General features: G+C 36.9%; 23 protein-coding genes. All 23 read right to left on the reverse strand.

Annotated features, from left to right (window positions below):
* Nucleotides 1–7: 7 nt before the first annotated feature.
* The 23 genes from SK629_RS08665 to SK629_RS08775 all read right to left on the reverse strand — a co-directional run bounded on the left by SK629_RS08665 (nucleotide 8) and on the right by SK629_RS08775 (nucleotide 25851).
* Complete coding sequence (locus SK629_RS08665; protein WP_042901472.1) at nucleotides 8–1357, reverse strand: hypothetical protein; 1350 nt, start codon at nucleotides 1355–1357, stop codon at nucleotides 8–10.
* Nucleotides 1354–1581 carry a hypothetical protein gene (locus SK629_RS08670; protein WP_042901473.1) on the reverse strand — a complete coding sequence of 76 codons (228 nt, stop codon included), beginning with the start codon at nucleotides 1579–1581 and terminating at the stop codon, nucleotides 1354–1356. Before SK629_RS08670 ends, SK629_RS08665 begins: the two co-directional genes overlap by 4 nt.
* Before the next feature lie 48 nt (nucleotides 1582–1629).
* On the reverse strand, nucleotides 1630–2088 hold the full coding sequence (locus SK629_RS08675; protein WP_235219619.1) for a hypothetical protein: 459 nt from the start codon (nucleotides 2086–2088) through the stop codon (nucleotides 1630–1632).
* A 30-nt stretch (nucleotides 2089–2118) separates the two neighbouring features.
* Entirely contained in the window at nucleotides 2119–2490 is a 372-nt protein-coding gene (locus SK629_RS08680) for a hypothetical protein (RefSeq protein ID WP_235219620.1), read from the reverse strand.
* 113 nt (nucleotides 2491–2603) lie between these two features.
* Nucleotides 2604–2849 carry a hypothetical protein gene (locus SK629_RS08685; protein ID WP_042901475.1) on the reverse strand — a complete coding sequence of 82 codons (246 nt, stop codon included), beginning with the start codon at nucleotides 2847–2849 and terminating at the stop codon, nucleotides 2604–2606.
* A 17-nt stretch (nucleotides 2850–2866) separates the two neighbouring features.
* A complete protein-coding gene (locus SK629_RS08690) occupies nucleotides 2867–4702 on the reverse strand; it encodes a VirD4-like conjugal transfer protein, CD1115 family (protein ID WP_042901476.1) in 1836 nt (611 codons plus the stop codon).
* Nucleotides 4699–5247, reverse strand: coding sequence for a DUF3801 domain-containing protein (locus SK629_RS08695; protein WP_042901477.1), 549 nt, complete (start codon nucleotides 5245–5247; stop codon nucleotides 4699–4701). The genes SK629_RS08690 and SK629_RS08695 overlap by 4 nt, the downstream gene beginning before the upstream one ends.
* Nucleotide 5248: 1 nt before the next feature.
* The gene (locus tag SK629_RS08700; RefSeq protein ID WP_042901478.1) at nucleotides 5249–6136 is read right to left on the reverse strand and encodes a hypothetical protein; all 888 of its coding nucleotides are present in this window, start codon (nucleotides 6134–6136) and stop codon (nucleotides 5249–5251) included.
* Nucleotides 6129–6368 (reverse strand): hypothetical protein, encoded by a 240-nt coding sequence (locus SK629_RS08705; RefSeq protein ID WP_042901479.1) that lies wholly within the window; start codon nucleotides 6366–6368, stop codon nucleotides 6129–6131. Before SK629_RS08705 ends, SK629_RS08700 begins: the two co-directional genes overlap by 8 nt.
* A gap of 10 nt (nucleotides 6369–6378) precedes the next feature.
* On the reverse strand, nucleotides 6379–7059 hold the full coding sequence (locus tag SK629_RS08710; RefSeq protein ID WP_042901480.1) for a hypothetical protein: 681 nt from the start codon (nucleotides 7057–7059) through the stop codon (nucleotides 6379–6381).
* A gap of 12 nt (nucleotides 7060–7071) precedes the next feature.
* The gene (locus SK629_RS08715) at nucleotides 7072–9798 is read right to left on the reverse strand and encodes a phage tail tip lysozyme (protein WP_042901482.1); all 2727 of its coding nucleotides are present in this window, start codon (nucleotides 9796–9798) and stop codon (nucleotides 7072–7074) included.
* Between the two features lie 10 nt (nucleotides 9799–9808).
* The gene (locus SK629_RS08720; protein WP_042901483.1) at nucleotides 9809–12172 is read right to left on the reverse strand and encodes a VirB4-like conjugal transfer ATPase, CD1110 family; all 2364 of its coding nucleotides are present in this window, start codon (nucleotides 12170–12172) and stop codon (nucleotides 9809–9811) included.
* Entirely contained in the window at nucleotides 12114–12488 is a 375-nt protein-coding gene (locus tag SK629_RS08725; RefSeq protein ID WP_042901484.1) for a hypothetical protein, read from the reverse strand. Before SK629_RS08725 ends, SK629_RS08720 begins: the two co-directional genes overlap by 59 nt.
* Nucleotides 12489–12643: 155 nt before the next feature.
* Nucleotides 12644–13066 carry a hypothetical protein gene (locus SK629_RS08730; protein WP_050492368.1) on the reverse strand — a complete coding sequence of 141 codons (423 nt, stop codon included), beginning with the start codon at nucleotides 13064–13066 and terminating at the stop codon, nucleotides 12644–12646.
* A gap of 13 nt (nucleotides 13067–13079) precedes the next feature.
* Complete coding sequence (locus SK629_RS08735; protein WP_042901485.1) at nucleotides 13080–13577, reverse strand: hypothetical protein; 498 nt, start codon at nucleotides 13575–13577, stop codon at nucleotides 13080–13082.
* Between the two features lie 87 nt (nucleotides 13578–13664).
* Entirely contained in the window at nucleotides 13665–14414 is a 750-nt protein-coding gene (locus SK629_RS08740; protein ID WP_042901487.1) for a conjugal transfer protein TrbL, read from the reverse strand.
* A gap of 9 nt (nucleotides 14415–14423) precedes the next feature.
* Nucleotides 14424–14651: a hypothetical protein gene (locus SK629_RS08745; protein WP_042901489.1), complete on the reverse strand. Its 228-nt coding sequence runs from the start codon at nucleotides 14649–14651 to the stop codon at nucleotides 14424–14426.
* Between the two features lie 80 nt (nucleotides 14652–14731).
* Entirely contained in the window at nucleotides 14732–15151 is a 420-nt protein-coding gene (locus tag SK629_RS08750) for a hypothetical protein (protein WP_042901490.1), read from the reverse strand.
* Between the two features lie 88 nt (nucleotides 15152–15239).
* Entirely contained in the window at nucleotides 15240–17972 is a 2733-nt protein-coding gene (locus SK629_RS08755) for a G5 domain-containing protein (RefSeq protein ID WP_042901491.1), read from the reverse strand.
* Between the two features lie 11 nt (nucleotides 17973–17983).
* Nucleotides 17984–22969 (reverse strand): SspB-related isopeptide-forming adhesin, encoded by a 4986-nt coding sequence (locus SK629_RS08760; RefSeq protein ID WP_042901492.1) that lies wholly within the window; start codon nucleotides 22967–22969, stop codon nucleotides 17984–17986.
* A 145-nt stretch (nucleotides 22970–23114) separates the two neighbouring features.
* The gene (locus SK629_RS08765) at nucleotides 23115–24779 is read right to left on the reverse strand and encodes an SEC10/PgrA surface exclusion domain-containing protein (RefSeq protein ID WP_042901493.1); all 1665 of its coding nucleotides are present in this window, start codon (nucleotides 24777–24779) and stop codon (nucleotides 23115–23117) included.
* A gap of 190 nt (nucleotides 24780–24969) precedes the next feature.
* Complete coding sequence (locus tag SK629_RS08770) at nucleotides 24970–25284, reverse strand: hypothetical protein (protein ID WP_016397551.1); 315 nt, start codon at nucleotides 25282–25284, stop codon at nucleotides 24970–24972.
* 300 nt (nucleotides 25285–25584) lie between these two features.
* Nucleotides 25585–25851, reverse strand: a complete 267-nt coding sequence (locus SK629_RS08775) for a hypothetical protein (RefSeq protein ID WP_042901494.1) — start codon at nucleotides 25849–25851, stop codon at nucleotides 25585–25587.
* Nucleotides 25852–25869: the final 18 nt, after the last annotated feature.

The raw sequence follows: 25869 nt of genomic DNA on the forward strand, positions 1-25869 counted from the left end.
TATCCCCCTAAAATGAAAATTCCGGATCTTCTTTTTCTGCTACTATATCTTGTGTCTGTTCTCTCTTAAGTTCTTCTGCTTCTACAAAGCGTTTTAAATCAGGAAAATGGAGTTGGGCTTGTTTTAGCTTATCCTGAACTAACAAGTTCTCATCGATATGATAGACTGCTTCCTGATGGCCATTAAATCCTTTCTCTAAATCAATATCATCAAAGCGGATAACAGCCAACTCTGTCAAACTCCCCTTATACCAAGCTCCAATCTCACTTTCAAGATAGAATCGAACAGATTCTCTATCTTCCGTCTTTGTATCCCGTAAATAAGCTAGTTCCCAGCTTTCACCTTGAGAATAACCAACGACCTCTTGAACGATTAACTCCTGGTTATTCGTTCCTAAAATCTGGTTAATATCTCCTAAACGTGGTACTAGAATTTCCTGAGCTAATGAAACGGCTTCTGTACGATAGTTGAAAAACTCATATTGTTCCCTATCTTCTACATAGTTCCTAACAAAGTCTGAATAATGAGGGAAATGTTCCTGAAAACTAGGTGAAATCATTCCATAGATATAGGCTTGTTTTACTGTTTCAAACTGGGCTATTTGATAATATGAGGGGTCAAGCTTGCCCTCTTGATTCAATAGTTCCTTGATATTTTCTGGAAGTTGAATCGGTTCTGAATCTGGCCAAGTTTTCTTAGAATAGTTGATTACTTCTTCGTAAAGAATGGTATCGATCTCTGGATTCTCCATTTCAAGCAAAGTATCTACAATTTGAGCTGATTCTGAAAGATTGGAACGATAATCAGTAATCAAGCCATCTTTACGAACCTCCCACTCCTCAACCTGAGCATTTTCTGGAGTTCGTAGTAACAATACCTCCTCAGCTTCCGGATCAACTCCAATGACCTGATCGCCATTGGGTAGCTGATCCATCTCCAATTCTTTAATCTTAGCATCTAATTGATTATTAACCTGAAGCAAGTCTTGTTTCAAGTGAAATAATTCTTCTGCATTGGCTTGTAATTCCTCAAAATACTCTCTGGAGATTTTCACTGGTTGAACCAATAAATCTTTGTCTCGTTGCTCTCGAGGATATGAAAATAAATAGGGAGCAACTTCTTTGAAATCTTGATAATTCATCCATTTTATGGATTCAGTAACAATCATATTTTGGACATCAACGACATCTGTATGAGGTGTAATCCAACCAGCTAAAGCCAGCTCTTTTACTGCTTCAGATAGGGGGTAAGAAGGGATATGTTCTAAAATCCCCTCAAAATAACCAATCCCTCGAGCAGTTTCTTCCTCAACTTCACGCTTCATTCGTTTAAATTGTTTTTGTGGTAGTGTATTCATTCTATTTCGTTTCCTTTCTTTCCGTTATCTGAGCCGTAAAAGGTATCTACGATACCTGCGGAACGTAAAGCAGATTCCAATGCTGATCTAGCCAACTCAGAAGCAGCAATCATTCTCACTTTCACTTCCCATAACTCTTCTTCCTTCTCCTTAATTAAGTTATCCATAAACTCATTATCTTTAATCAGCTCATCTCGCCGTTGCTTAAGTTGATCTAAATTCATTTGATTCTCCTCATCAAAAAAACAGCCATTACGGCTGCCTTTTACTGTTTAGTTATTAGAGATTGCAAGAGTTCCCAATAATGCTCCTACCGCACACACTATTAAAGTGGCTATGATAATCGGACTATAAAGAGATTTCGATATTGAAGCAATTAAAAAGAAATTAACCAGTGTGACTATAAAGATAATGAACCAAATGACATTTTTGATTTCCTCACTCTTATAACTAGACTTATTTATCATTGAAAATAATATAGGTATTATAAAACCAATGATAATTAACAAGATTCCAAAAAACAAAAAGTGCCATGATATATTATTTTCATATGACATGACATTAGACGCAATTGACACATCTTTCTGATTTATCATTTTATCAATATCAAAATGATGTGTTAGTTGCTTATTTAAATTTCCCAGATTAATATTAAAGCAAATAACAACTATTGCATAAATTAATTCTATTGCCACATAAGGCGTACATGGACTTTTTAATACTTTAAACATTCGATCTCTATTCAAATTCATCTCCTCTATTTAAGTATAGTGTTCTTCTATATAGCGTTTCAAAATAAGATAGCGTCTTAATAACAATGAGTAGCTAAAATTATAGATCAAAATAGTCAAAAATAACAAAACTATAAATAGTGCTATAATGATACTCAGTAACACACTTTCATTCAATTCCTTAGTAGGTAATCCTGTTAAAGGTGAAAATAAGATTGCTAAAATTCGTTTTAAATCATTTGAAAAAATGATGGTTAATACTAGACCTACCAATAATTTCCAGCTACGGGAACTTCTCTCTTTTTTTATTTCTAACTCTATAAATTCTGCTAAGATTGCCTCTTTTGACCGTCGATTATAGTACCCAAAAGCTTCTTTGTAACGGCGTTCATGCCGTTTCATCCACCTTTCATAATAATTTTTTATAGTAGATATCATAGGATTAGTGTACTCCTTTCAATCATCGCTTATTCTCCATTCATTATATCACAAAATACCAAAACACATTGTGCTATCTAGTTCTTAGTTTCTAAATACCCACGTTCATCTGTAGAAAAACCAACAATTTTATAGAAGCCTATGGCTCCAAAAGTTTCTAATAAATGAGTTTCCACTACCCTTTTAGCTGTATTAAAATCACGGAAAAAACCTGCATGAGCAAAATTTTCATGCCAGGTTATTTTTTCGCCTTCCTGATGTAGCCACACATACTGATCCCAATTTATTGCTATGAAAACGCAATAAGAGTCATAAAATTCCATTAGATTTCCTTTCTTTTCTAACTCACTTTGAGAGGAACTTCCTCAACTTCCTTAATCCCAATATGAATAACATTTTCTTCCCCAACCTGGGCTTTCCACTCATCAATATCGCTCAGATAGCGCTTGTATCGATACCAGTTGTCATCATTCGGGCCATTACTTAAGAGGTAAGCTCTCGGATGCGTGTCCAGGTTAAATTTTTGATCTCGAAAGACATTTTGTTTGGATAGAAAGAGTAGGGCTTCTGTTGTTCCAATCGTGGCAACCTCATGCGGTGTCAACAGTTCTCGACCAATTTTGGAGTTTTGCTTAGAACTGCTGGCATTTCTTCCTCTGCTCTCACTATAATTCTGATCATTCAAAGTTTGCTTCCCTGATCGTTCAGATAGGTACTTAAGCGTGTCTAAGTCATTGGAACCTAAATAAAGAATAGCACCACAGTTATTGATAATCGTCTTCGTATTTTCTTTACCATATAACACTTCAATCTGACTTTGAGATTGTACCATCATCTTGATAGAAATCTCTCGAGAACGAATAACAGAGATAATTGGCGGTAAATTAGGAATCTTCCCAATCTGACCAAACTCATCTGCCCACACTTGTAGATGTAATAGCTCTTCTTTGGTCTTTGTTGTATGATTACCTAATATAACTGCATCTGCAGTTTTTATTAGCACATCGAAAATGGTACTAAAAAAAAGGGCAGATAAGAACTGGTAAGCTGGATCTACTTCTGGAATATGAATAAAAACTGCTGTTTTCTCAATATTCCATTTTTCAATCTCCAGCGTATCCTTTTCAATAATCTTTCTTAGTTGCTCATGGTCAAACACTGAGAAGGTTGTTGCAAAAATGGCATAAACAGAAGCCCGTGTTTGGCCATCAAAGTTTTTATTGAATAGTTCCCACTGCCTGCAGGCATAATTCCCTGGGCTCCTTCTCTCCAGATCTTCAAACATCAATTCAACAGGACTCTCCGCTTCTGGATGATTCCTTCTCAATTCTCGAATCATATCTGTAATCTGCCCCAAATTAGGCAGATAGTGATCGATTTGACCATCAAAATAAAGATAGCCAATTAGAGAACGCATCAAGAGTTTATTTGCTGCAGGCCAAAAAGGATCACTTTCATGACCATTTCTGTTGAGAGACTCTGTAATTGCCTCTGCCACTCGGTCTATATCCATTTCATTATGAATATATCTAAAAACGTTGAAACCATCTGAATTCAGGAAAGTAATCAAATCAAAAATCTTCATCTTATAACCCTTTTCTACAAGAGATTTCCCTGTTTCATGAATCAAAATCCCTTTGGTATCTGTAGTTACAAAACTAGAGTTAGCTTGTAATATATTCGGTTTTACAGCACTACGTGTCTTTGAATCCCCTGTACCTCCATATACCAGAATATTTTTATTAATCTGATTTTCAAAGCTCAAGCGGTTATTAAATAGTCCCATCTGGCTATTCTGGGTAAAGATCATATTCTTTTCAGGTTCTTCATCTCGGAATCTCATCAACTCTTCTCTTGTCGCAAAACGAGCCGATCCATGTTCCTCCCCATACCTGTACGTACCTGTATCCGATACTCTTAAATACAGTAGAAAAGCAATCAAAAATCCGCCCATACCAATTAATAACGAAGCTGGAGTAAATTGAAAATCAAACCAAGATTTATCGTTTAGATGGTCATTCATCCAGTTAAGCTTTCCAAATCCAAATACATCTGTTACTGAATCAGTATTTGGTGCCAACAGCCATAGTTTAAAGAACCAATGAAAGAGGTAGAATAGACCAATTCCTAACAACAAATACGGTCTAAGTCTCCGTTTCTTCTTTTCTGTAATCACTTCATTTTTCCTCCAATCTGTGGTTCGATATTTTCTGGAAGAACAAACTCCTTCGTATGAATGTTTACCTGGAGGGAAGAAATTTTCTCTTGTTCCACTGCTTTGAAATGTTGTAATTTCTCCTCAAAAGAAGTTGTTTTCCCATTTTTAAGGTTCCGCTCATTGAATCCTCTCGGATCTCTTGTGATGCCTTCTAGGACATCCTTAAAGGCTTGTTCGACAACTCCTTTATCTTTTGCATTGAAAGCAAGAGTTGTCTTACCATCAGGGTGTGTATAAAAAGAAAAGCCAATCCCGTATTGGCCAAGTTCTTTTCGAACTGCCTCGAGATTGACTTCATTATTTAGTAATTGCTGGACTTCTTTAGCATCTGCTGTTGCCATGAATTTATTCCAGTCTGTCTCACCAGTAAAGACCACATTCTCCCCTCTGGCTTGATACATTTCAACTGCCTTAGAGCTTACCAGGAAGAGTCCTTTTAAGATGATTTCTCCTGTCACAAGAGTTGCCCGTCCTAATTGGGCTACCACTTGTTCTTGTTCCATTTTAGCTCACCTCTTCAATTTTGAAATAAAGATCCTTCAGTTGACTAGCTTGTTTCTCTTTGGCAAGAATCTGTTGTCGCAACTCATTGATTTTATTTTGACACTCAATAATTTCCTCGTTTGCTTCCTGGATAAACTCTTCGTTAGACTGAATTTTATGTTTAATAGACTGCTTATAAGTGATGGTCTGAGTCTCAAAGCTATCAATGACCTCTGAAGGTAAATTTACTGAAGTCACATGAGAAAGGGAGAAGGAAGGTTCAACATTACCCTTATCTTCTTTAACAGAAAGAAGTATTTTCTCTTCCTGCGTTGATTTTTCAACAATAGAAACTACTTCTTGTGTAGGCATATCTTGTGAAGCTTCTACTAGTTCTTCCTCTTTTTTATCCAACCTACTGAAGTCTTCTGTAGTCCATTCACTGGAAGAATAGGTATTTTTATCTTCCAAAGGTACTTTCTCTCCAACCTCATCTTGAGGCTTCTGAGAAACTAGCTCAGCAATTCTTTGACGAGCCATATTCGCCTCTTCCTTTACCGTTAAATCTTCTAGTTCAGGATTTGCTTCTGGTTGGGGTTGAGGTTCTGGTGTTCCTAGTAAGGAGTTTTTTTCTTTATGTTTTGCTAAAAAATGAAGAAAACCTTTCTTTTTCTTTCCTGCACTCATACCAAAATTTCCCAGCAACTGATCAATGATTCCAACAAAAGGTATTTCTAGACTTTCTTCTTGTAGGATTTCACCTTCAGGATTAAGAGAATAAAGCCGATATGTTCCGTTTATTTTATTACTCTTCATTCGCTCATTGATGATTTCTAGCCTTGATAATAAATCATCTCGGTGCTCAAATGTTTCCTCTTGATTAGTCAATTGATTGATAATTTTATACATGGTTCACTCCTTGGTTACTTGATTGTGCTGGAAGAATGAGTTCCTTCATTTCCTGGTAGGATAAGCCACTTTCTTCTGATAGTGCCACAAAAAGCTGTGCTTCAAAATCTTTTTCTTGATTTATGTAATTCTTGATTTTTTTATCTGCTTCTTCTTTTTGTAGTTGCGCTTTTTCCTTATCTTTTCTCACTTTCTCAAGCTTACCTTCAAGTTGTTCTATTTTTTTATTCATTCCATTCTCCTTATTGGTGACTACTAGTTGCGGTTGTTGGTTCAGAAGATGTAGGTGTTGTCGTTGATGTAGAGGAAACTGGAGTCGAGCTTGAACTGCTAGTATCTGAATAGGTTCCTATACTTTGCCCCTTTGCCTCAGTCAAGACAATAGGCTCAATTTTATTAACCAATAGTTTCCCTGCTTTTTCTACATAGGTCAACCGAATTGTAGCCTTAGTACTACCAGTAAGCCCCTTAGAAGCCCTATTATCTTTCTCTGTTAGGGTGGTACTAGTATATTGAACCTGAGCTAAAGCAATTTTATGTTGTTTATCAATGTATATAGATCCTGATTCAAAAGCTTGGTCAACCACATACCCCTTATAGGTCTGGTTGACTGGCTTTTGTTCTTCTTGAACAGTTTCCTGATACATAGAATCCGTCATAAAAGGCTTATAGCGTGGGCGATTCTCTTCTAAATCCTTTTTTGTATAGTAAGCAATCAAAAAATCTTCAACCTGTTGTTCAGTAAGAGAAAATTGTTCCTGCTGTTTCTCTTCTTTATCTTGCTTCACCTCTTCCTGACTTTGACTAGTCTGTCTCAAATTCTGTTGTACTTGAGCAATAGAATAGCCCAGGACAATACATAAAACGGCAATGAATCCCATAAAGAGTCCCTTTACCATTTTGATTAACTTTTGATTATACATTCTTTTCCTTTCTTATTTAGGGGTAACAAAATAGATACCTGATTGTGGTTTCAAGGTACGCCAACTTGATACATATAAACCACCAAAATTCATTTCTGAAACTAAGAAGCTACCATCGCTATTAACGTACTCACAAAAAGCAACGTGACCATAGAATGGCGATGCCCCAGCTACACCATTCATGAATACAGCTGCAGAACCTGGTTTAGGAGTAGTTGAAATGTCATATCCTTGCGCTTGGCCACTATCAACCCACTGATTGGCATTTCCTAGATAGGGATGAATGCCAACTCCAATTTGAGCAAAGCGATTATAAACATACCAAGTACAATTCCCTAGTTCATAAGCGTTACCTGAATAGCCTTGTCCTTCTAAAAGTGCTTGATCGGTAGGTAGTCCATAAGGTAGCTTATCTTTATATTCTGCTGGAACTTGCTTGCTAGAAACACCTGTTGAACCTCCTCCTTTATTTTTTAAGAAATTTAGCCATTGACGGGCTGCATTTTGTCGTTCTAAGAGCTTATTACCTGGTACTCCCAACCAAGCGTTCAAGAAGTCCTCCGTAAGAGCTTCTACGGATCCAGTAGATGTTACAATTCTTCTGAATGCTGCACGTCTAGTTGGATCATCTTCCTCCAGAAGAAATTTTGTTTGGACTTCCGCAGACCAAATATCTCCATTCACAGATTTTGCAAAATTCCACAATGCAAGAGCACGAGGGCCAGTAAATTGACCAATCCCAATACCGATATAGTGCAAACCGTTGACTAGATAACCTCTTTCATTTAGAGGCAAGGTAGGGTACATAGCTTGAAAGGCTCCCCAATTACCAACTAGATTTTCTGCAGTTGGTTCTTTAGCGACTTTATCAAACTGATTATTGGTTAGAAAGTCTGTTTCATAGCGTTTAAAGGTGATGGAACTCTCAATATCAAATCCTCCCAAAACGGCTGCGATTCCTTCATCTGTTGCTTCTGGTATATTTTTTTTGATTGCATCCGCAAAAGCTCTTGCACGTCTTCCTTTATCTCCAGATGTTTCAATATTACTGACAACAGACGTTGCTTGGGTATATTCTACACGCTGGAAGTAAAAACCGACATTGACATAAGTCCAGCTCTTCTTGATATTCCCATCTTTATCTTTCTTGTTTGATCGATCAGGTTCTAGCTTTTGATAATAAACAGTTTGATTCCCTTCAGGTGCTACTTTCCCGATGATCTCTCCAGATTTAACATGATCACCTGTTTTATAGCGAATCGTATCTACATTCTTATACAGAAACTTAGAATCCTGATCACTAATTTCTATGTCACTCCCCTTAACTTCAACTTTCCCATCTAAAACAGCTAACAGAGACTGACCTCCTGAAACCTGCAAAACAGAGCCATTAAAAACTTCCGTCTTCGATTTATATCCAAAACGCTCAATAATCTGAAGAGGTGCTTGTGATTCAGGTTGTTCTTCTGTATAAAATGGATTATCTAGTTCTTGAAGCAACATATATTTTCCGCTATCTCTAGCAATTTCTAAGAGTTCTTTATACTCCTCTAACTCGTCCTTATCAAGCTTATAGAGATTATTTTTGGTATAAAGCTCTTCCATCGTTTTAAGATTGTCTTTATCCCCATTCAAATTCTTCCATAAGGTATCTAAGTAAAGTTTCCCTCGATTCTGTTGTGAAAAATATTTATTCCCGTCTATACGAAGCTTATCTGAAATATCATCATACTTATAATTCAAGTACAGAAGTGGATCGTCAATATTTGTCCAATAATCTACCTTGTCATCCGATTTTTCACGATCCAATTTTGAAAGATACAACCAAGTATCATTCAAATCAAATTCATCTTGACGGGTAATTCCTGAACTACCGATACCAAGTATAGCCAGAAACAAAAGCAGACCAAATGCAATCAGATAAGCCTTTAAGCTAAATGGATTTTTGAGAATAGCTTTAAGCGGTTTAGAACCTACACGGTAAAACTTCCTCGCTTTCTTAGCCACTTTCCCTGTTTTAGAAGCAGCCAAGCGTTTCTTATAATCCTGAATACGACGAGAGAGTTTTCCTTCCCAAGAAAATTCTCTTGGAGTTCGAGTGAAGCCCCTACCCTTAGCCTTATTGTAGGCTCTATTTCCAAGGCTATAGCTCGATTTAACCATTCCTTGGCCAATTTTACCGCTATACTTCCCAATCGTTTTGATCCGTTTCCCTTGAATCTGAATATCCTGATACCGATACTTAGCTCGTGCTATATCTGACAGTGTATCATCCTGATGCGCAACAGAGCTAGCCTGTTGACTGGTTGATCGTTCTAGAGCCTGTTTCGTAGCACGGAACAACTTCTTCTTGCGTGAACCACCATTAGCCTCTTGAGCGACTTTAAAAGTTCTTTTAGAAGTTTTTTTCTCCAGTTTCGCCTTATCTAATTCCTGCTTAAGGAAGGCCTGCTTTTTAATTTCCTCTGGACGAAGTGCCTTTCCTTCTTTTTCAAGGTTTTTTCCTTGTTTCTGGATATTCTTGTACTCTTTTTGTATCTTCTTGACCTTGTTCTTAGAAGCTCGAAATTGGCTTCGACTCTTCTTTACCAACTGACGTTTAGAGTTGGTCTGAGATTGTAACTTCGTAAGTTGTTTTGCGCTATCTTGTTGAACCGTTCGGTAATTCTTACGAACTTTTTCTAGCTTTCGATCTAACCTATGACCGATTGTTTTTGGTCTGCCTTTCTCCTGATCCATAGTAAGACTCCTAAGCGTCTGTTGCGACTAAGTTATACAACTTAGTATTCTTTGGTATTGGATTTTCAAAAGGCACCACAACTGACCCTGCTACGATTAAGCCAGTACCTTTAGCTTTTGGCCGTGCTAAGTAGCGAATCTGTTTGTCAGTCAGATTGACAATCTCTTTTAGGATAGCCAAATCCTGGGGTTTTTGTTTGAGTAAAATCATAAACTCACTATTTGAGAGCAATTTCCGACCTTCTTCAACAGCAGCTAGTGTTTCTACGTTCTGGGTAATTCCTGTTGGAATCGCACCGTATTTCCGAATCCGTGAATACAACGTAGTAAAGAAGTCTGCTTGAGCCTTATTTTTAAATAGAATCTGCATCTCATCAAAGTAAACCCATGTAGTACATTTCCCTTGATTCTCTACAATTTGATTCCAGATATAATCCTGAATCACCATCAAAGCGAACGGCTTCAATTTGTGCGATAACTTCTTCAGATTAAAGATAACAAAGCGATGATTGAGATCCACGTTGGTATTGTGAGCAAAAATGTCTTGAGAACCAGTTGTATAGGTCTCTACTGCTAAAGCTAAGTCTTGTGCTTCGGGTTCGGGTTGTTCTTTCAAGACCTGGTGCCACTCTTTTAATGTTGGGGTAAAATTCTCCGTCAAATAGCGTTCATAAGTCACACCTGTCACTCGATCAATAATCCCAATCTGGGCATCTGTCACCTCTGACAGAATCGATTCAAACAATCCCATCAACAAGTTTGCTTTATCCCCTATTGGATCGTCATCCTCATCATCCAAACGATCCAGATCTGGTAGATCCAAAAGATTGATATGTGTTTTAGAACCAATCGAAATATCCACCATCTGAGCACCGAAAGCACGGCCAATATCAGAATATTCATCTTCGGGATCCACGATGATAACTCGGTCTTCTGGATATTTCAGTAAAGTTGGAATAAGTTCTCCACCCTTGATTGTCGTAGATTTACCAGATCCTGAAGAACCTAACACAACCCCTGAACCCGTGTTCAAATCACGTTTTCGATCTAGTGTAATGATATTGTTTGATAACTGATTTTGACCATAGTAGCGAGCGAGTGAGCTTTCAGACTTCAAGTCCACGTTGGTAAAAGGAACTTGCGTAGCAATATTAGCTGTTGTCATCTTTCTCATGAAATTCTTCTTCACATTCAAGAAGCACTCTCCAATAGGTAGAATCGTATTCAAAGCCTCTTCTTGATAATAATAAAGATCATCAAACTCTACCCCTAATTTACGGCCCGCACGCTTAATCTTTTGTTCATTACGTTGTAATTCCTCTTGGCTCTCTGCCTTAAAATACACTGCAATCAAACCAGAGAAGATTTTCTGATCATACTCAGTAATCTCGTCTCGCCACTTCTTGGTAGCTTCTGAGATTTCTTGGTCACGACCAGCAACCACCGCATCATCAAAGATACCAGATTGAGCCGCCTTGCGTTTAGAACGAAGTTTCCCAATTTCAGCATCCATTTCTGCATCGTCAATCTTCTCTAAGATTTCAACATTCTCATAAGGTTCTGCATGGATAGTAATAGCTAGTTCAAATCCTAGTGTTGTTAAATCCCGAATAAGCCGATCAGACATCCAGTTAGGATAGCGGTGGGCATAAAGTACCTTGACCCAGCTATCATCTATAATCATGCGTTTTTCTTGAAATTCAATCCTGTTTGGCGCAATAAATGATTTAGTAGATAAACCTGTCAAAGCAATTTCTTTGTAATCAAAATTAACATAGGGATTACCTCGTAGTAGCTCAGAAAAGACTTTTAGGCGATCCAAACCATTCATATCCCTAAAAGTAATATCAGATTCCTGGAACTGAGTCCCTAGGGAAACTCCAATATCTTGTAGGATCAACTGCGCCTGTTTTCGATCATCAGCGTTCGTTGAAATGGTCACATACTTATGTACCTCGAAGTTGTTAGCATGTGTTGTAAATCGCTCCTTGATCATCTCGTTCAATTCTTCACGATAGTCATCGTAGCCATCATTTGTTTCTTCAAACAAGATATTCTGCAAGGAGTTATCCGATACTCGACGGTTAATGACTAGGAGTTGGTAGTTACTGCCCTCATCCAGTGAATTTAGAGCGTCCATCGTTGTATCGATGATACTCTCTTTTTCATCTTGTTGAGCTGTAGAGTAAGAAGCATCCCCCAACATAAAGCTACGAGAATACTTCTCACGTGCAATGTGCATTAATCCATCTTCATGTAGATGTGTGTAATTGATCGTATTTTGCGTCGTAGGTTTCATCTGACGACGCAAGCGCTCAATTCTTTTCTTTTCTGCGTTTTCTAGTTTTTCTCTTTTGCTTTTGAATAAACTCATCTTTCGTATACATTCCTACCTTTCCAAATTCTGTCTCATAGGTTCTTTGTTGGATTCGGAAAAAGAAATTGATTTTTTCTTTAATCCGCATTCTTTTTGTCATGCCTGTACCGTACATTGCACCAGGAACGACAAATAGAGCATCCCACAGATAAATGTACCAATCAGGCAAACCAAAGAAGTATATAGCAATTGTCCCTGAGACAGCTATTATCAAACACACGTATAGAACAAGCATTCTAGTAGTTAGACCAAATAGAATTGGCTTGTCCTCGTTTTCAAATTCTCTTAAAAATTCTGATCCAATTTTTTTCAATTAGTTTCCTTCCCATCAAAAAAACAGTTCCTCTAGAACTGTTAGTGTTATGTCAGTTATTTATCACGTTCCTTTACAAGCATAGCTACAGGAATCTCATCAAGCGAAATTCTTCCATCTGTGATAGAAAAACCAAATTTTTGGTACAAATGATCTCAACGTTGATGATTTACCTTGTCTACTTCGTCTACAAAAGACAACTTTCCAACAATTTTAGTCTTTACTCCAAATAATTGACTAATATGAAGAAGAGATTCCCTTAATAATAGACTGCCATATCCTCTATTAGGATCTCTTATAAGAAAATCCCTTATTACCAATTGTTTAAATAATCCATCATGATTACCATAGAGGGCTTGAAGTTGTAACTGATGAGCGTATTTAGTCTTTCCTTGACCATCATCCAAGCTAAAATAAAGCATCTCAACCTGTTTTTTATAATTTAGGTTATAGCGCACCGTGATAATAATACGTCTATTCTGAATAGTCTTACTAAAAAGAATCATTCTTTCACTATAATTCGATTCTTCAATTCTTGGCAAATCTCTATTAAGAATGCTTAACTGTTTCTTTAACAATTTGATTTCATTCTCATAACCCCTCAGTATCGAATAGACTTCTGTTAGCCGCTTTTTGTTCCTGAAAATAGCGTTCAAAGTTTTCATCTCCTTTGAAGACCATTTTACCACGAGCCATATATTTAATCCACTGTTCCAAACGGTAAACATACTCTGTTTGACTGATACTATCGGCTATAACACAGTGCTTTATATCTTCCTGAAGAAGGGTAAGAATTCTCATGCCATAAAAAGCATCTTGCTTAGCTTCTGCGTAGCCCCAAGCATAAATATATAGTTCATCACCGTAACTACTCATCCGAACAGCACGAGGAATCTCAGATATCTTAACTTTACCATCCAATATCCACTCCAATAAAGGCTCCGATAATAATTCATGTTCATAGGCAAACCAAGAAAGACGTGTTATTTCTTGTTCAAGAGAAGTTATTTTATCCTTTAACTCTCTTGTCCCATGTTGCTTTTGTAAATTATTAAATTGTTTATTTCCTATCTCTTTTAACGTTTCCATCGATAGTCACCTCTTTCTATAGAAAACATCCACACGATTCTCTATACATAGTTCACATCGGACAATCCTAATTTCTCTAGACATGGATTACACTCCTAAAAGCTGCTTGGCTTTTCGACTAGATCCAACCATTACAAAGATATAGATTACTCCTTTGGCAATTGAAGCAAATGCTGTTCCCCAAGTACCATTGTCTGCAGTCGTAACCTTGAGAAGATCTGTTGCCACAATCGAATCGTATACAACAGAAACAATAATTAGGATGACACCAATAAGGGCAGAGGCCGCAAAGTATTTCAGGAAGTTAATCGTAACAGATCGCAACGAATCCATCATAAAGAAGGCTGCTAACAATGGAGCTATGGCTTTAAGCATATATAAATCCAAGTAACGTAAGAAAACAATAATCCCTAGAATAATGTTAGAAACTTTACCGACAATAAAACCAACAAATCCAATAATTTGTTTTTCAAACCAACCTTTTCCACCAGAAATATTAGAATCAATGGTTGTTTTAACGGTAGGTGTTACATGAGCAATCACTTTCACAACAATATTAAGTAATTCCAGAATGGCATCACAAATTTGAGATGAAGCAGAAATCATTATGAAAGCAAATAAATACTTCATCAAGGCCTCTAGCCAAATCTTCTGTGTTAATGAACCTCCTCGCGACTTGACCATTTGTAACCATGATGCCATTTCAAACCAGAAAAAAAGACCTAAAAGGATATACCCAATAGGTCTGACTGCATCAGCCATTATATTTACAGCTTGGTTTGTCGCAGAGCTGTAACTGGAAAGAGAACTAGTTAGCTCTCTAATATCTAAATTCATAGGCTACTCCTAAAATTTTATCAGATTTAGTGCTGCAATAATTGCGGCCGCAATCCCTGAAGAAGCGACAGATAAATAGACACCATTAGTCATAGAATCTGCCCCATCATCTTGCCTTTGCTTATCTTTATTCTTTCTTCCTTGGATATAGTCAATTGTACCATTCCAGATCCAAATAAGACCTAAAACTGTTCCAACACCGCCTAGACCAGCAAAAATTTTTGTAAGAATTTCCATTTGTTTTACCTCTTTTAATTTCTTTTTTTATAACAAAAGGCACTGCAGAGATTTCTACAGTGCCAAACACAATACTATTTTTATAATTCATCAAATTCTTCACGATAAATCGTCCGAACAGTAGCTACTAGAAGAGTAAGTACAATCATTATCGGAACTTCAATATTTGGATATGGGAAGAAACTAACAGCCCCCTTGGGAGCTTCAAATATTTGACCGTCAGTCATCCATGGTTCAGGGGACCACCCCATAATATTAGAATAGTACCATCCAAGAATAGCTGATAAAAATTTTTCACTGGATTCTTTAAAAAAATAGTGTACACAACCTAACAACGCAAGTAACACAAGTGTCAGACATATCTTTCCTATAATCCAGAATAAAAACATACCGACAGCTGATTTCACAACATTAATACACCAAAGAATGATATAAAAGGGAGCTGTAAAAATCCTAATAAAAGCTACCCATAACCAGGAAAAATCACTCCCAAATTTCATAACTCTACCCCTCCACAATCTACCGTAATTATAGCATAAATCGACAACCTTAACAATATTTTTTATATTGTTTTTACATTATATTTTACTACTTTTTCTTTAACTTCCTATAGATTATTACAGAGATTCCTAATGCTATTCCAATGATTCCTGTCAAAGTCAAGAAATTGGATAAACTAGTTCCCGTATTAGGTAATACTTTTTCAGCTTGGGTGCCTACTTCAATAATTTCATTTACAGGATCTACTTTTTCAAGACTCGGTTTGTTTTCTTTTACCTCTCCAGTATCTGGATTAAGATAATAAGTTGTCGTAATTGTTTCTCTACCTTTAACACCGGCTTGAACAATTTTTTCTTCACCTTTCTTTAAATCTTTATTTTCTCGTTTTTCAGTTTTAAATTCTGTTTCCCTAATTTCAACTTTGGGCTTAATCCCTACTGAAATAACTTCGTCTACCGGTTCAGTTTTTTCAACCTTTGGTTCATTTGCGGTCACTTCTCCTGTTTCAGAATTAAAACTATAGGTAATCGTGGTTGTTTCATGACCTTTGCTACCTTTTGTAACAACTGTCTTCTTACCTGCTTCTGACTCTTTATCCTCAACATATGTTGTTTTATAATCCAACTCTTTAGTTGTGACAACAGGCTTTGTTCCCACAGAAATAACTTCGTCTACAGATTCAGTTTTTTCAACCTTTGGTTCATTTGCGGTTGCTTCTCCTGTTTCAGAATTAAAACTATAGGTAATCGTGCTTGTTTCATGACCTTTACTACCTTTTGTAACAACTGTCTTTTTACCTGCTTCTGACTCTTTGTCTTCAACATATTTTGTTTTATAATCCAAATCTTTAGTTGTGACAACAGGCTTTGTTCCCACAGAAATAACTTCGTCTACAGATTCAGTTTTTTCAACCTTTGGTTCATTTGCGGTCACTTCTCCCGTTTCAGAATTAAAGCTATGAGTAACAGTGCTTGTTTCATGACCTTTGCTACCTTTTGTAACAACTGTCTTTTTACCTGCTTCTGAGTCCTTATCCTCAACATATGTTGTTTTGTAATCTAGTTCCTTAGCCGCAACAGCTGATTTGCTGCCTCTAGCTACTACTTTATCAACAGCTTCTTTGAGGACTTCCTCTTTTATAGATGGTTCATCTTTCGTTCGAACTCCTTTTTGAGTTACATAGGTTTTAGTAGTTCTTTTAACCCCTAGAACACCTTCAGTTAGAATTTTTTCTTGTCCAAACTCTAATTCAGGATCCTCTGTATAAACAGTCTTAAAAGCTATATCAGACTCTGAAACATCCACATCTTGCCCTTTTGTACCTTTTGCAATTACTTTATCAACGGCTTTTTTAAGGATTTTCTCTGTGACAGCTGGATCCCCTACACGTTTGCCTGATTGAGTAACATAAGTCTTTGTTATTTCTTTTTGACCTACAGTGCCTTCAGTTACAACTTTGGTCTGTCCAATTTCTAACTCAGGATCCTCTGTATAAGTTGTGTTAAAAGGAATGTCTTCTGTCTTCACCTCAACGTCTGATCCTTTAGTTCCTCTAAGAACAATGCGATCAACTTTAGGTTTTGTAATAGTAGTTGAAATAACCTTACCATCTTTTAGAGAAACCAATTGTGAACCCTCACTACCAGCTTGCTTTTCTTTCTCTTGACCAGCAGCCAGCGATGGATCCTCTTCATATTTGGTTTCAAAAGCAATTTTTTCAGGTCTGAGAGTATTGATTTTTTCATCTACTTTTTTACCATCTACTGTTACAGAACTGCGAATACTACGTTCTACAGACGGTGTACCAGTAAAGGTATAATGAACAGTATAAGAACCATTATCCAAATCACCTGACCAAGAAACGGTATTATTGGTGATAGTTAGAGGAGTTTTTTGACCATTAGGAGAAACTAGCTCTGCTGATGTTAATGTCAAATCTGCTTCAGGGATAATAGAGACTGTTCCTTTTTGTTTCACAGAAACTGTCTCTTCTTTGATTTCCTCAACAGCTGTTTTAGCAAACTGAGCATTAATTGCTTTTTGTCTTTCTGATTCATTCGTAGAGTAACCAGATATAAAAATATTATTATGACCTGCTGCCTTCATAGCTTCAACAGAGTAGCTACTCTCATTGGCATTATAGGTAACTGTATAGAATGTTTTAGCATGATTTTTTGCCCAATTCGCATATTGAACATCGATTTTTTCATCACCTTGCCACTCATCAGTAAACTGAATTGTCGAAACATAAGAGTTCTTTTTTCCGCTATAATTATTGTATATTTCTGAAAAATCTTTCCCTATACTATCTCCTGATACATTCCAGCCTTCTGTTTTGAATAAATCTTTAAACTTATAAGCAGCTGTGTCTCTCGAAAGAAAAGAAAGTTCCTTATTTTCTAATAAATTAATAAGATTTTTCTTATTCATCGGCTTTCCCGATGCAATTTCAGACCTTTTAGCTTTATAAGAATCTTTAAAATTCATATCATAACTAAACAACCAAATTTGATCTTCATCAGACATTGTTGAAACCAATGACTTCAAATCTGAAAACATTTTAGTGATATTACTGTTATTCGAAGGTGAAAAATCTAACAAAACCAATAAATCCATAGGCTTTATCTTCTTCTCTGTAGTTCGATTGATTTCTTCTCTAGACTTAGCCGTAAAAGTTAGAGTATTACCATTTACGTTACTATTCTCTTGTGCATAAACCTTTGTGGTCTCTACAAACGGTGTAACAACTTCAACTAAATTCGCAAATCCTAGAACTGTTAGCCCTAAGATTACACTACAACTCTGTTTCCATTTTCTCATAATTTTTTAACCTATTCTTCCTTCTTTTTTCGCATAGATAAAGCTAAAGCGATTGTTCCCATAGCCATTCCAAGAAGAGCTAAATTGTTGGAACTACTCATACCAGTATTAGGCAATTCCACTTTTGAAACTTCTTCTTTTGGTTCCTCGGATTTCGGTTCTTCTTTCTTTGGTTTGACTTCTTCTGGAGTATGAGTCACAACTGTATTAGATACAACTTCCACACCATTAACCGTATGACGATATGTATTTTCTACTGTTCCTGCTTGAATACGTGTCATTTGTAGGTAAGCTTCTGCTTGAAATACTGAAGTTTCTAAAATCGACTTCAAGAAAGCATCATCAAAGCTAATATCTACTTTTCCTTTAGCCTTGTCTACTACCTGACTAGTATACTTAGTTAATTCATCACCAGCTTTAAATTTTTGGCCATCACTTGTTTCAAAATCTACAGTCGCAAACACTTGATAAATACCTTGATACTCATCATGTGTTTCATCATAATCATCGCTAAACTTGTACTCAAACAACTGCTCCGAGCGATCCTTTGGTATCAGGGAACCAACTAATTTATAATTAAATGTTTGATTTAACTTAAGCTCTTTTCCATCCAAACTTTCTTTGCTTAAATGGTCAATCACTACATCTTTCTTAGGTTCAATCTTCGGAACATTATTGACTACAGTTTCAGTAACATAAGCCATACCAAAATCAACCTGATAAGCTGTATTCTCATACTTACCACCTGTTTGACCCAATTCCTTCTTAACAGTCATTGGATTGGTAATGGTCAGAACTTCTCCAGTTTGCACGTAGGTCTTGTAGAACTCTTCTGGATTCTCTGCCTCGAATACTTGAATCGCTCCTTTCGGAGTGAAATTACTAGACTTCAGGGCTTCTTGGACACCTGATGGTGCCTTATCCAGACTCTCATAAAGAGCCATTTTCAAACCTTTAACTACTTGCCCTTTAGAATCCGTCACTTGTACACTGTCTTGATTGATCGTAACAGCTTCTTCTGGGTAATCATCAACGATATAGAACCCTTTGCCAATACGGTCTTTATCTGCTTCAATGCCCTTGTATTGGCTATAATCTGCCGTTACCTTGTAGTAGTTGACAGATCCTGCCAAGACCTGTTTTCCATCGATGTTCACGCCTGCTTTATTCAGATTCTTCTTGGTAGGTTTCGCAGTAGGAACATTATTTACGACTGTTTCCGTGATATAAGCTGAACCAAAATCAAGCTGATAGGCTGTATTCTCATACTTACCACCTGTTTGACCCAATTCTTTCTTAACAGTCATTGGGTTGGTAATGGTCAAAACTTCTCCAGCTTGCACGTAGGTCTTGTAGAACTCTTCTGGATTCTCTGCCTCGAATACTTGAATCGCTCCTTTCGGAGTAAAATTGCTAGACTTCAGAGCTTCTTGTACGCCTGATGGTGCCTTATCTAGACTCTCATAAAGAGCCATTTTCAAACCTTTAACTACTTGCCCTTTAGAATCCGTCACTTGTACACCATCTTGATTAATGGTAACAGCTTCTTCTGGATAATCATCAACGATATAGAACCCTTTACCAATACGATCTTTATCTGCTTCAATGCCCTTGTATTGGCTATAATCTGCCGTCACCTTGTAGTAGTTGACAGAGCCTGCCAAGACCTGTTTCCCATCGATGTTCACGCCTGCTTTATTCAAATTCTTCTTGATTGGTTTCGCAGTAGGAACATTATTAACGACTGTTTCCGTGATATAAGCTGAACCAAAATCAAGCTGATAGGCTGTATTCTCATACTTACCACCTGTTTTGCCTAATTCTTTCTTAACAGTCATTGGATTGGTAATGGTCAGAACTTCTCCAGTTTGCACGTAGGTCTTGTAGAACTCCTCTGGATTCTCTGCCTCGAATACTTGAATCGCTCCTTTAGGAGTGAAATTGCTGGACTTCAAGGCTTCTTGGACGCCTGATGGTGCCTTATCTAGACTCTCATAAAGAGCCATTTTCAAACCTTTAACTACTTGCCCTTTAGAATCCGTCACTTGTACACCATCTTGATTGATGGTAACAGATTCTTCTGGGTAATCATCAACGATATAGAACCCTTTGGCAATACGGTCTTTATCTGCTTCAATACCCTTGTATTGACTATAATCTGCCGTTACCTTGTAGTAGTTGACAGAGCCTGCTAAGACCTGTTTCCCATCAATGTTCACGCCTGCTTTATTCAAATTCTTCTTGGTTGGTTTCGCAGTAGGAACATTATTAACGACTGTTTCTGTTTGATAACCGTTACCAAAATCAACTTGATAAGCTGTATTTTCAAATGATTTCCCTGTATTTCGCAGTTCTTTCTTGGTTACCATTGGATCAATAATTGTAACCGATTTTCCTGATTTAATATACTGGTTAAAATAGGCTTCTGGATCATCCACTAAAAATACTTGGAAAGCACCCTTAGGCTTAATTTCAGAACTAGCAAGAAAAGCTTTTACCTTATCATTATCAACGGCATCTATAGAATCATACTGATACACTGAGATACCAGCAACTTCTTGTCCTTCGCTGTCAATATAACGAATATCCGATTGATTAATCGTAACAGCCTCTTCTGGGTAATCATCAATCGCTCCGAATCCTTTTAAAATAGTAGATGAATCTGCCTTCATCCCCTTATATTGATCATAATCCAAGGTAATATGGTAGTAGTTTGTCGAACCAGCTAGAACTGGTTTACCATCAATGATAACTTTATCCTTATTGTAATTATGTTTAAGAGGTTGAATTAAATTATTATTCGGATTGTTAGGATCATTCGGTTTACCAGGTGTTGAAACCTGAACAATGTTTGAATAACTTTCGTACTTATTATTAATTTTTAATTGGAAGTTATTCTTATAGGTTGCACCATCATTCGTTACTTTACCAACTAAAATTGGAGCTGGTACTTGTACTTCCTTACTTAAATCTTGATTAAGCTTAGATTTCAAACTTTCTAAGCCTTTCACCCGAACAATATGGCTCGATTCGTCATAAGTTAATTCAAAATCTGAGCTAACTTTTTTTGATGCTTCAACATCTAACACAAAACCTGAAGGCAAGGCATCCACAATTTCAAAGTCTGTAATAGCTTCACGATTAGCTGGAAGAGGCTTAGTTGTTAATTCCCACTGGACCGTTGAAAGTTTAGGTACATAACTTTTATCAATAGATTCACCAGAAGAATTTTTTACAAATTTTTCTAGACCAGGCATTGCCTGTAAACGTGCATATCTAACCCTTACTGTTGGAGGAGATAGTAATGAGGGGATCTCTTTTTCCTTTGGCTCCTCAGGTTTAGGTGGGAGTACATCTTCAGTTTTTCCAGTTGGAGAATTGGGTGGAGTAGTTTCCTTCTCATAGGTTGGCTCAGTGATACGCTTGATAGGTGTAATACTTTTCAACTCCGCCCCCTCCCCAAGAATTGTGAAAACAACGTTTTGAACATTTCCACTCGCATTCTCTGCATCCCATTCAGCGGGAGTTCTTCCCTCTGTTGATCCAGGAGATGATATGTGAAGGTACGTTAAACTAGAACCATACCCTACTGAAGCAAAGGATCCCTTAGGAATATCCGAGGTATCATTAACACCATTTTCTATTCCCTTCATAACGCGACCATCAAAATCCAAACCTGAACCACTTGGATTAAGAACCATTCCACGACCAGACGAGCCATAACTCAAATTTGAACCTTGACCCCAATCTACATCGGTAATCACTGTTCCAATTAAAAGGGAAACAGGAGTTGTCGTACCTTCAATGTAAAAATCAAAAATCAACTCTAAACGTGTATGATTATTATATACAAAATAAAGACTACCACCATCTCCACTCTTGAGGTAGATATCTGGATCTGTCACAGGAACACCATTTCGAACTTCTCCCTGATAGTCTCCTAAATCCGAAACCATGACTTTGGCCATAATCTTTCTACCATCTGTCAACGTCCCAATATTATGAATATAAAATGTATCTCCAAATGTTGGAGATTTAATTACATCATAAGTTCCCGTAATATCCTTACTAACTCGAGTTCCTGTACCTCCTGTTACATAGGTATCTGCATGATAACCTAAAAAACCACTCATACTTTCTACTGGTAGATTATCATCTGGTACTACTGTAAAATTATGATAATAGTCTAAACTTCCCCTACCAGCTGAATTGTATCCTCCATAAACTTTGAAACCTGTTTCAGATCCAAATAAAGGCTTGCTTGTTTGAATTGCCTCTCGTTCAGCTTTAATAGTTGCTAGCTTCTTTGTATAGTCTGTCAAAGAGCTTTCATAAGCTACTCTCTTGGCTTCATTTCGTTTTCGGATTTCTGCATTCTCTTGATTAATACGATCTGTTTCTGCCTGATTCTCTCGTTGATTTTTTTCATTCTCTGCACGAATAGCAGCATTCTTCTGATTAATTCGATTCACTTCATCCTGATAAGAAGCTAAATCCTTTTGATATTGTTCCTTCTTCGCAGTATTTTCATCTTGGATTTTCTTTCGGTTCGTTTGATTTTGTCTTTGATCTTCACGATATTTTTCAGTAGCTTTCTCAATACTATCTGCTTGTGTGCGATAATCACTTTCGACTTCCTTTTGCTTTTTTTCCAACTCAGAGGCTGTACTTGCAGTTCCTTTATCTACTACAGAATCAAATTCCACCTTCAATCCAGCTTCTTGTGCCTTTCGAATAGTTTCATCTAAACTGGAATGAGAAAAAGAAATTTCTATCCTTCCTATTTTTTCTTCACTCTTTCCTTGATTTTCAGTAGAAATACTGCTTGGACTCGTCTGGGCATAAGGCGCATTTGTGGCCTTATTTTCAGTTCGTTCATCTGCCATAACTGGACTTATCATACTTAAAGCTGCTAAACCTAGTATCACTCCACAAGTTCCATAAATTTTTGATTTCCGAATAGATCCATATGTTTTTGTTTCTCTTACTCTGTGCATTCTATCTCCTTATCTAAAATATCAATCAATATAAAACCTCAAATGTTGGCGCCCGAGGCCTCTTATAATATAAAATCATCTCTTTCCTTTCCAATAGAAAAAAGCCAGCTTTCACTGACTTTTCTATACAATATTGTAATGAATTTTAAGAAATCCACTTACCAGAATAATCTAAACGATAACCGCCAATCGTCTCATTTTGTGCCATCTTACCATCTGCTGTTAAATAATACCAAGCACTTCCGTCTTTGAACCATTGATTTTTCAGATAACTTCCATCTGCTTTGAGATAGTACCACGCTTTATAGCTGGAATCGTATAGCCACTCACTTTGTGCCATTTTTCCATCTGACTTAAGGTAGTAGTTTCCTTGCCAACTATTTTGTGCATAACTTCCATCTGACTTGAGATAGTACCAAGCTTTATAGTTGGAATCGTATAACCACTCACTTTGTGCCATTTTTCCATCTGACTTAAGGTAGTAACTTCCTTGCCAACTATTTTGTGCATAGCTTCCATCTAACTTGAGATAATACCAAGCTTTATAGTTTGTATCATAAATCCATTCATTACGTGCCATCACACCATTTGATTTGAGATAATAGTTTCCCTTCCAACCACTGACAAGAGCTTTTCCTGCATGATCAAAATAATACCAATAACTTCCATCTTGTTTCCATTGGTCATGCAAATCAGATGTGTTTTCAATCGGTTTAATGGGTTCTGCTTTCTTAGAATTATTTTCTTCTACAGTACTTTTACCCGTCTGGTTCTCCAGCTTACTTTTTAAATCTTGATAAATTTTCTCTTTATTTTTGTAATCATTTTCTAATTTTTTTACAGCCTGATAACGATTTGAAGATCTTGGATCCGTTACTGAAGCTGTACTAAAATTAGATTTCGTTGCTCGATTAATATTTTCCTGAGAAATAGTGATGAAATGAGCAGAGCTTACTGAGGAAAGACTAGAAAACGATAATCCAAAATAATCTTTACTTGATGGATTCCCCCAGTTCAATCCTGCAATTGCTTGAGCATGGCCCCATTCTGTCCCACCGACCATAAATTCAACCATACCATCATAAATAGCCTCTTTCAATTGAGACTTAGTAGCTGTTTTAAAACCAGGTAGACGAGAAGCTAGATTTTCATAATTTTGCCCACCTTTTAGCTCTGATTCTGCATTAGATGTAGGTAATCCATACTCTCTCGCCACACGATTGATTCCAGTTGCATCATGTCCTGAACTTCCTGAGATATTCATTTTATCCCATCCCCAGTTATCTTGAACATATGCTTTCGCCACCTTATCCGCAAAATCAATCGCCGAGCTAGAAACACTGACACTAGGTGTCCCAACCTGAGAACGAACTTGGTTAATTAAATCTTGGGCAAAAAATGACAACTCCTGACGAACAACTAGCGGTAGAGTGTTGACATCAAAATACTCCCCTTGATCAACTGAATCTTTTTGGAACTTGTGCTGATTTTTCAATTGAGCACTCTCTGACTCAAGAATATACTGTGCCTTATCACGTTCAGTCTGGCTAATATTAAAATCAGAAAAAGCCGTCTTCAAAGCCTTTATATACTTATCGCTCAGTGTAATCGTATTGCTAGGTGCAGATGATAAAGCATTGTCATAGATACTTTTAGCTTGTTCATATTCTCTTTTAGCTTTAATCAATTCACTTTTTAAATTCTCTACTTGACTGCTTGTTGTACTATTCGCATACACAGGTTGACTATTTCCTAACCCAAGCAACGTTACGCTGGCAGTTGTTGCCAAGATAGTTGTTCTCAATTTCATAATCTTATCTCCTTTTTGTTTGAAAACGTTCTTAAAATATTTATTTTATACTTTTATTTTACCATTTTTAGAGGTTTTTCTCAATTTTTTCTTGATTTTCATTCATCTATCCGCTTAATCAAAGATAGGACATTTAGAACCGTTCAGATTTCCTCTCCTTGATGAAACAGATAGATGAGGCTCTATCTGTTTAATGCTTCGTTGGACGATGATATCCTTTACCAGTCAGCAGTAAACGATTAGTATTTCCTTGTTTAATGCGTCTAGCCACTAAAACATCACCTCGTTTGATGGTACGAATCTCTTTATAAATTTTTGAATATTCTACAATCATCCAAACTGTTTCTAGTTTACCTGCTAGATATCCTTTTTTAGGTACCAAACCATATCTGCTGGTTAATTTGATTTCATCGCCATTATCAAGTCTTGCGGTTGCATTTCCTTGATTTCCTAAGCGTCTAAGGTCAGCTAAAGTGACCTCTGTAACTAATTTTGATTGATTCATCTTATCTCCTCCTTACTGAATCAAGGCTGATTTACAGCCATGCCGAGGTATGACGTACATACCTGCTGTATTTTTTACACACGGTTTTAAGTCTAGAAACCGCAAACTCCTTCAGCTTAGGCTTTGCCTGCTTTTACGTGGTGGAACAGCACTAGATATCCTTTTCTAGCCTACACACCGCCCTTGTTCTTCTTTTTATGCTTAGTTCCGCTAATCAGGACAGTGGGGGTATTCAATTTTCAAAGGTCAAAAGTAGTTTACTGACTTGCTTAGGTCAAGGTTGAATACTATACAATAGCTTTATTTTGTCCGATAAGTTATCTTCTTCACCCATCGAGGATTGATAGAAAACGGAGGAGTCGCTGATGTAAAATTCATACTTGCTCCTTTTCCAAATGAACTTGATACCAATTTTACTAGTTCCTCCAAGTTGGAAGTGATAGTAATACTTTCTACCGCTTTATCAAAATACTCTACAATCATTTCAATCTCTTGAACTGGTTGGGGAGGTGTAGCCTTCACAGCTTGTATTCTGTTAATTCTATCTTGATGATTAAACAATCCCATAAAATCAACTCTCTTTCT

This window comes from Streptococcus mitis (assembly GCF_000722695.1).
Classification (GTDB): Bacteria; Bacillota; Bacilli; order Lactobacillales; family Streptococcaceae; genus Streptococcus; species Streptococcus mitis_O.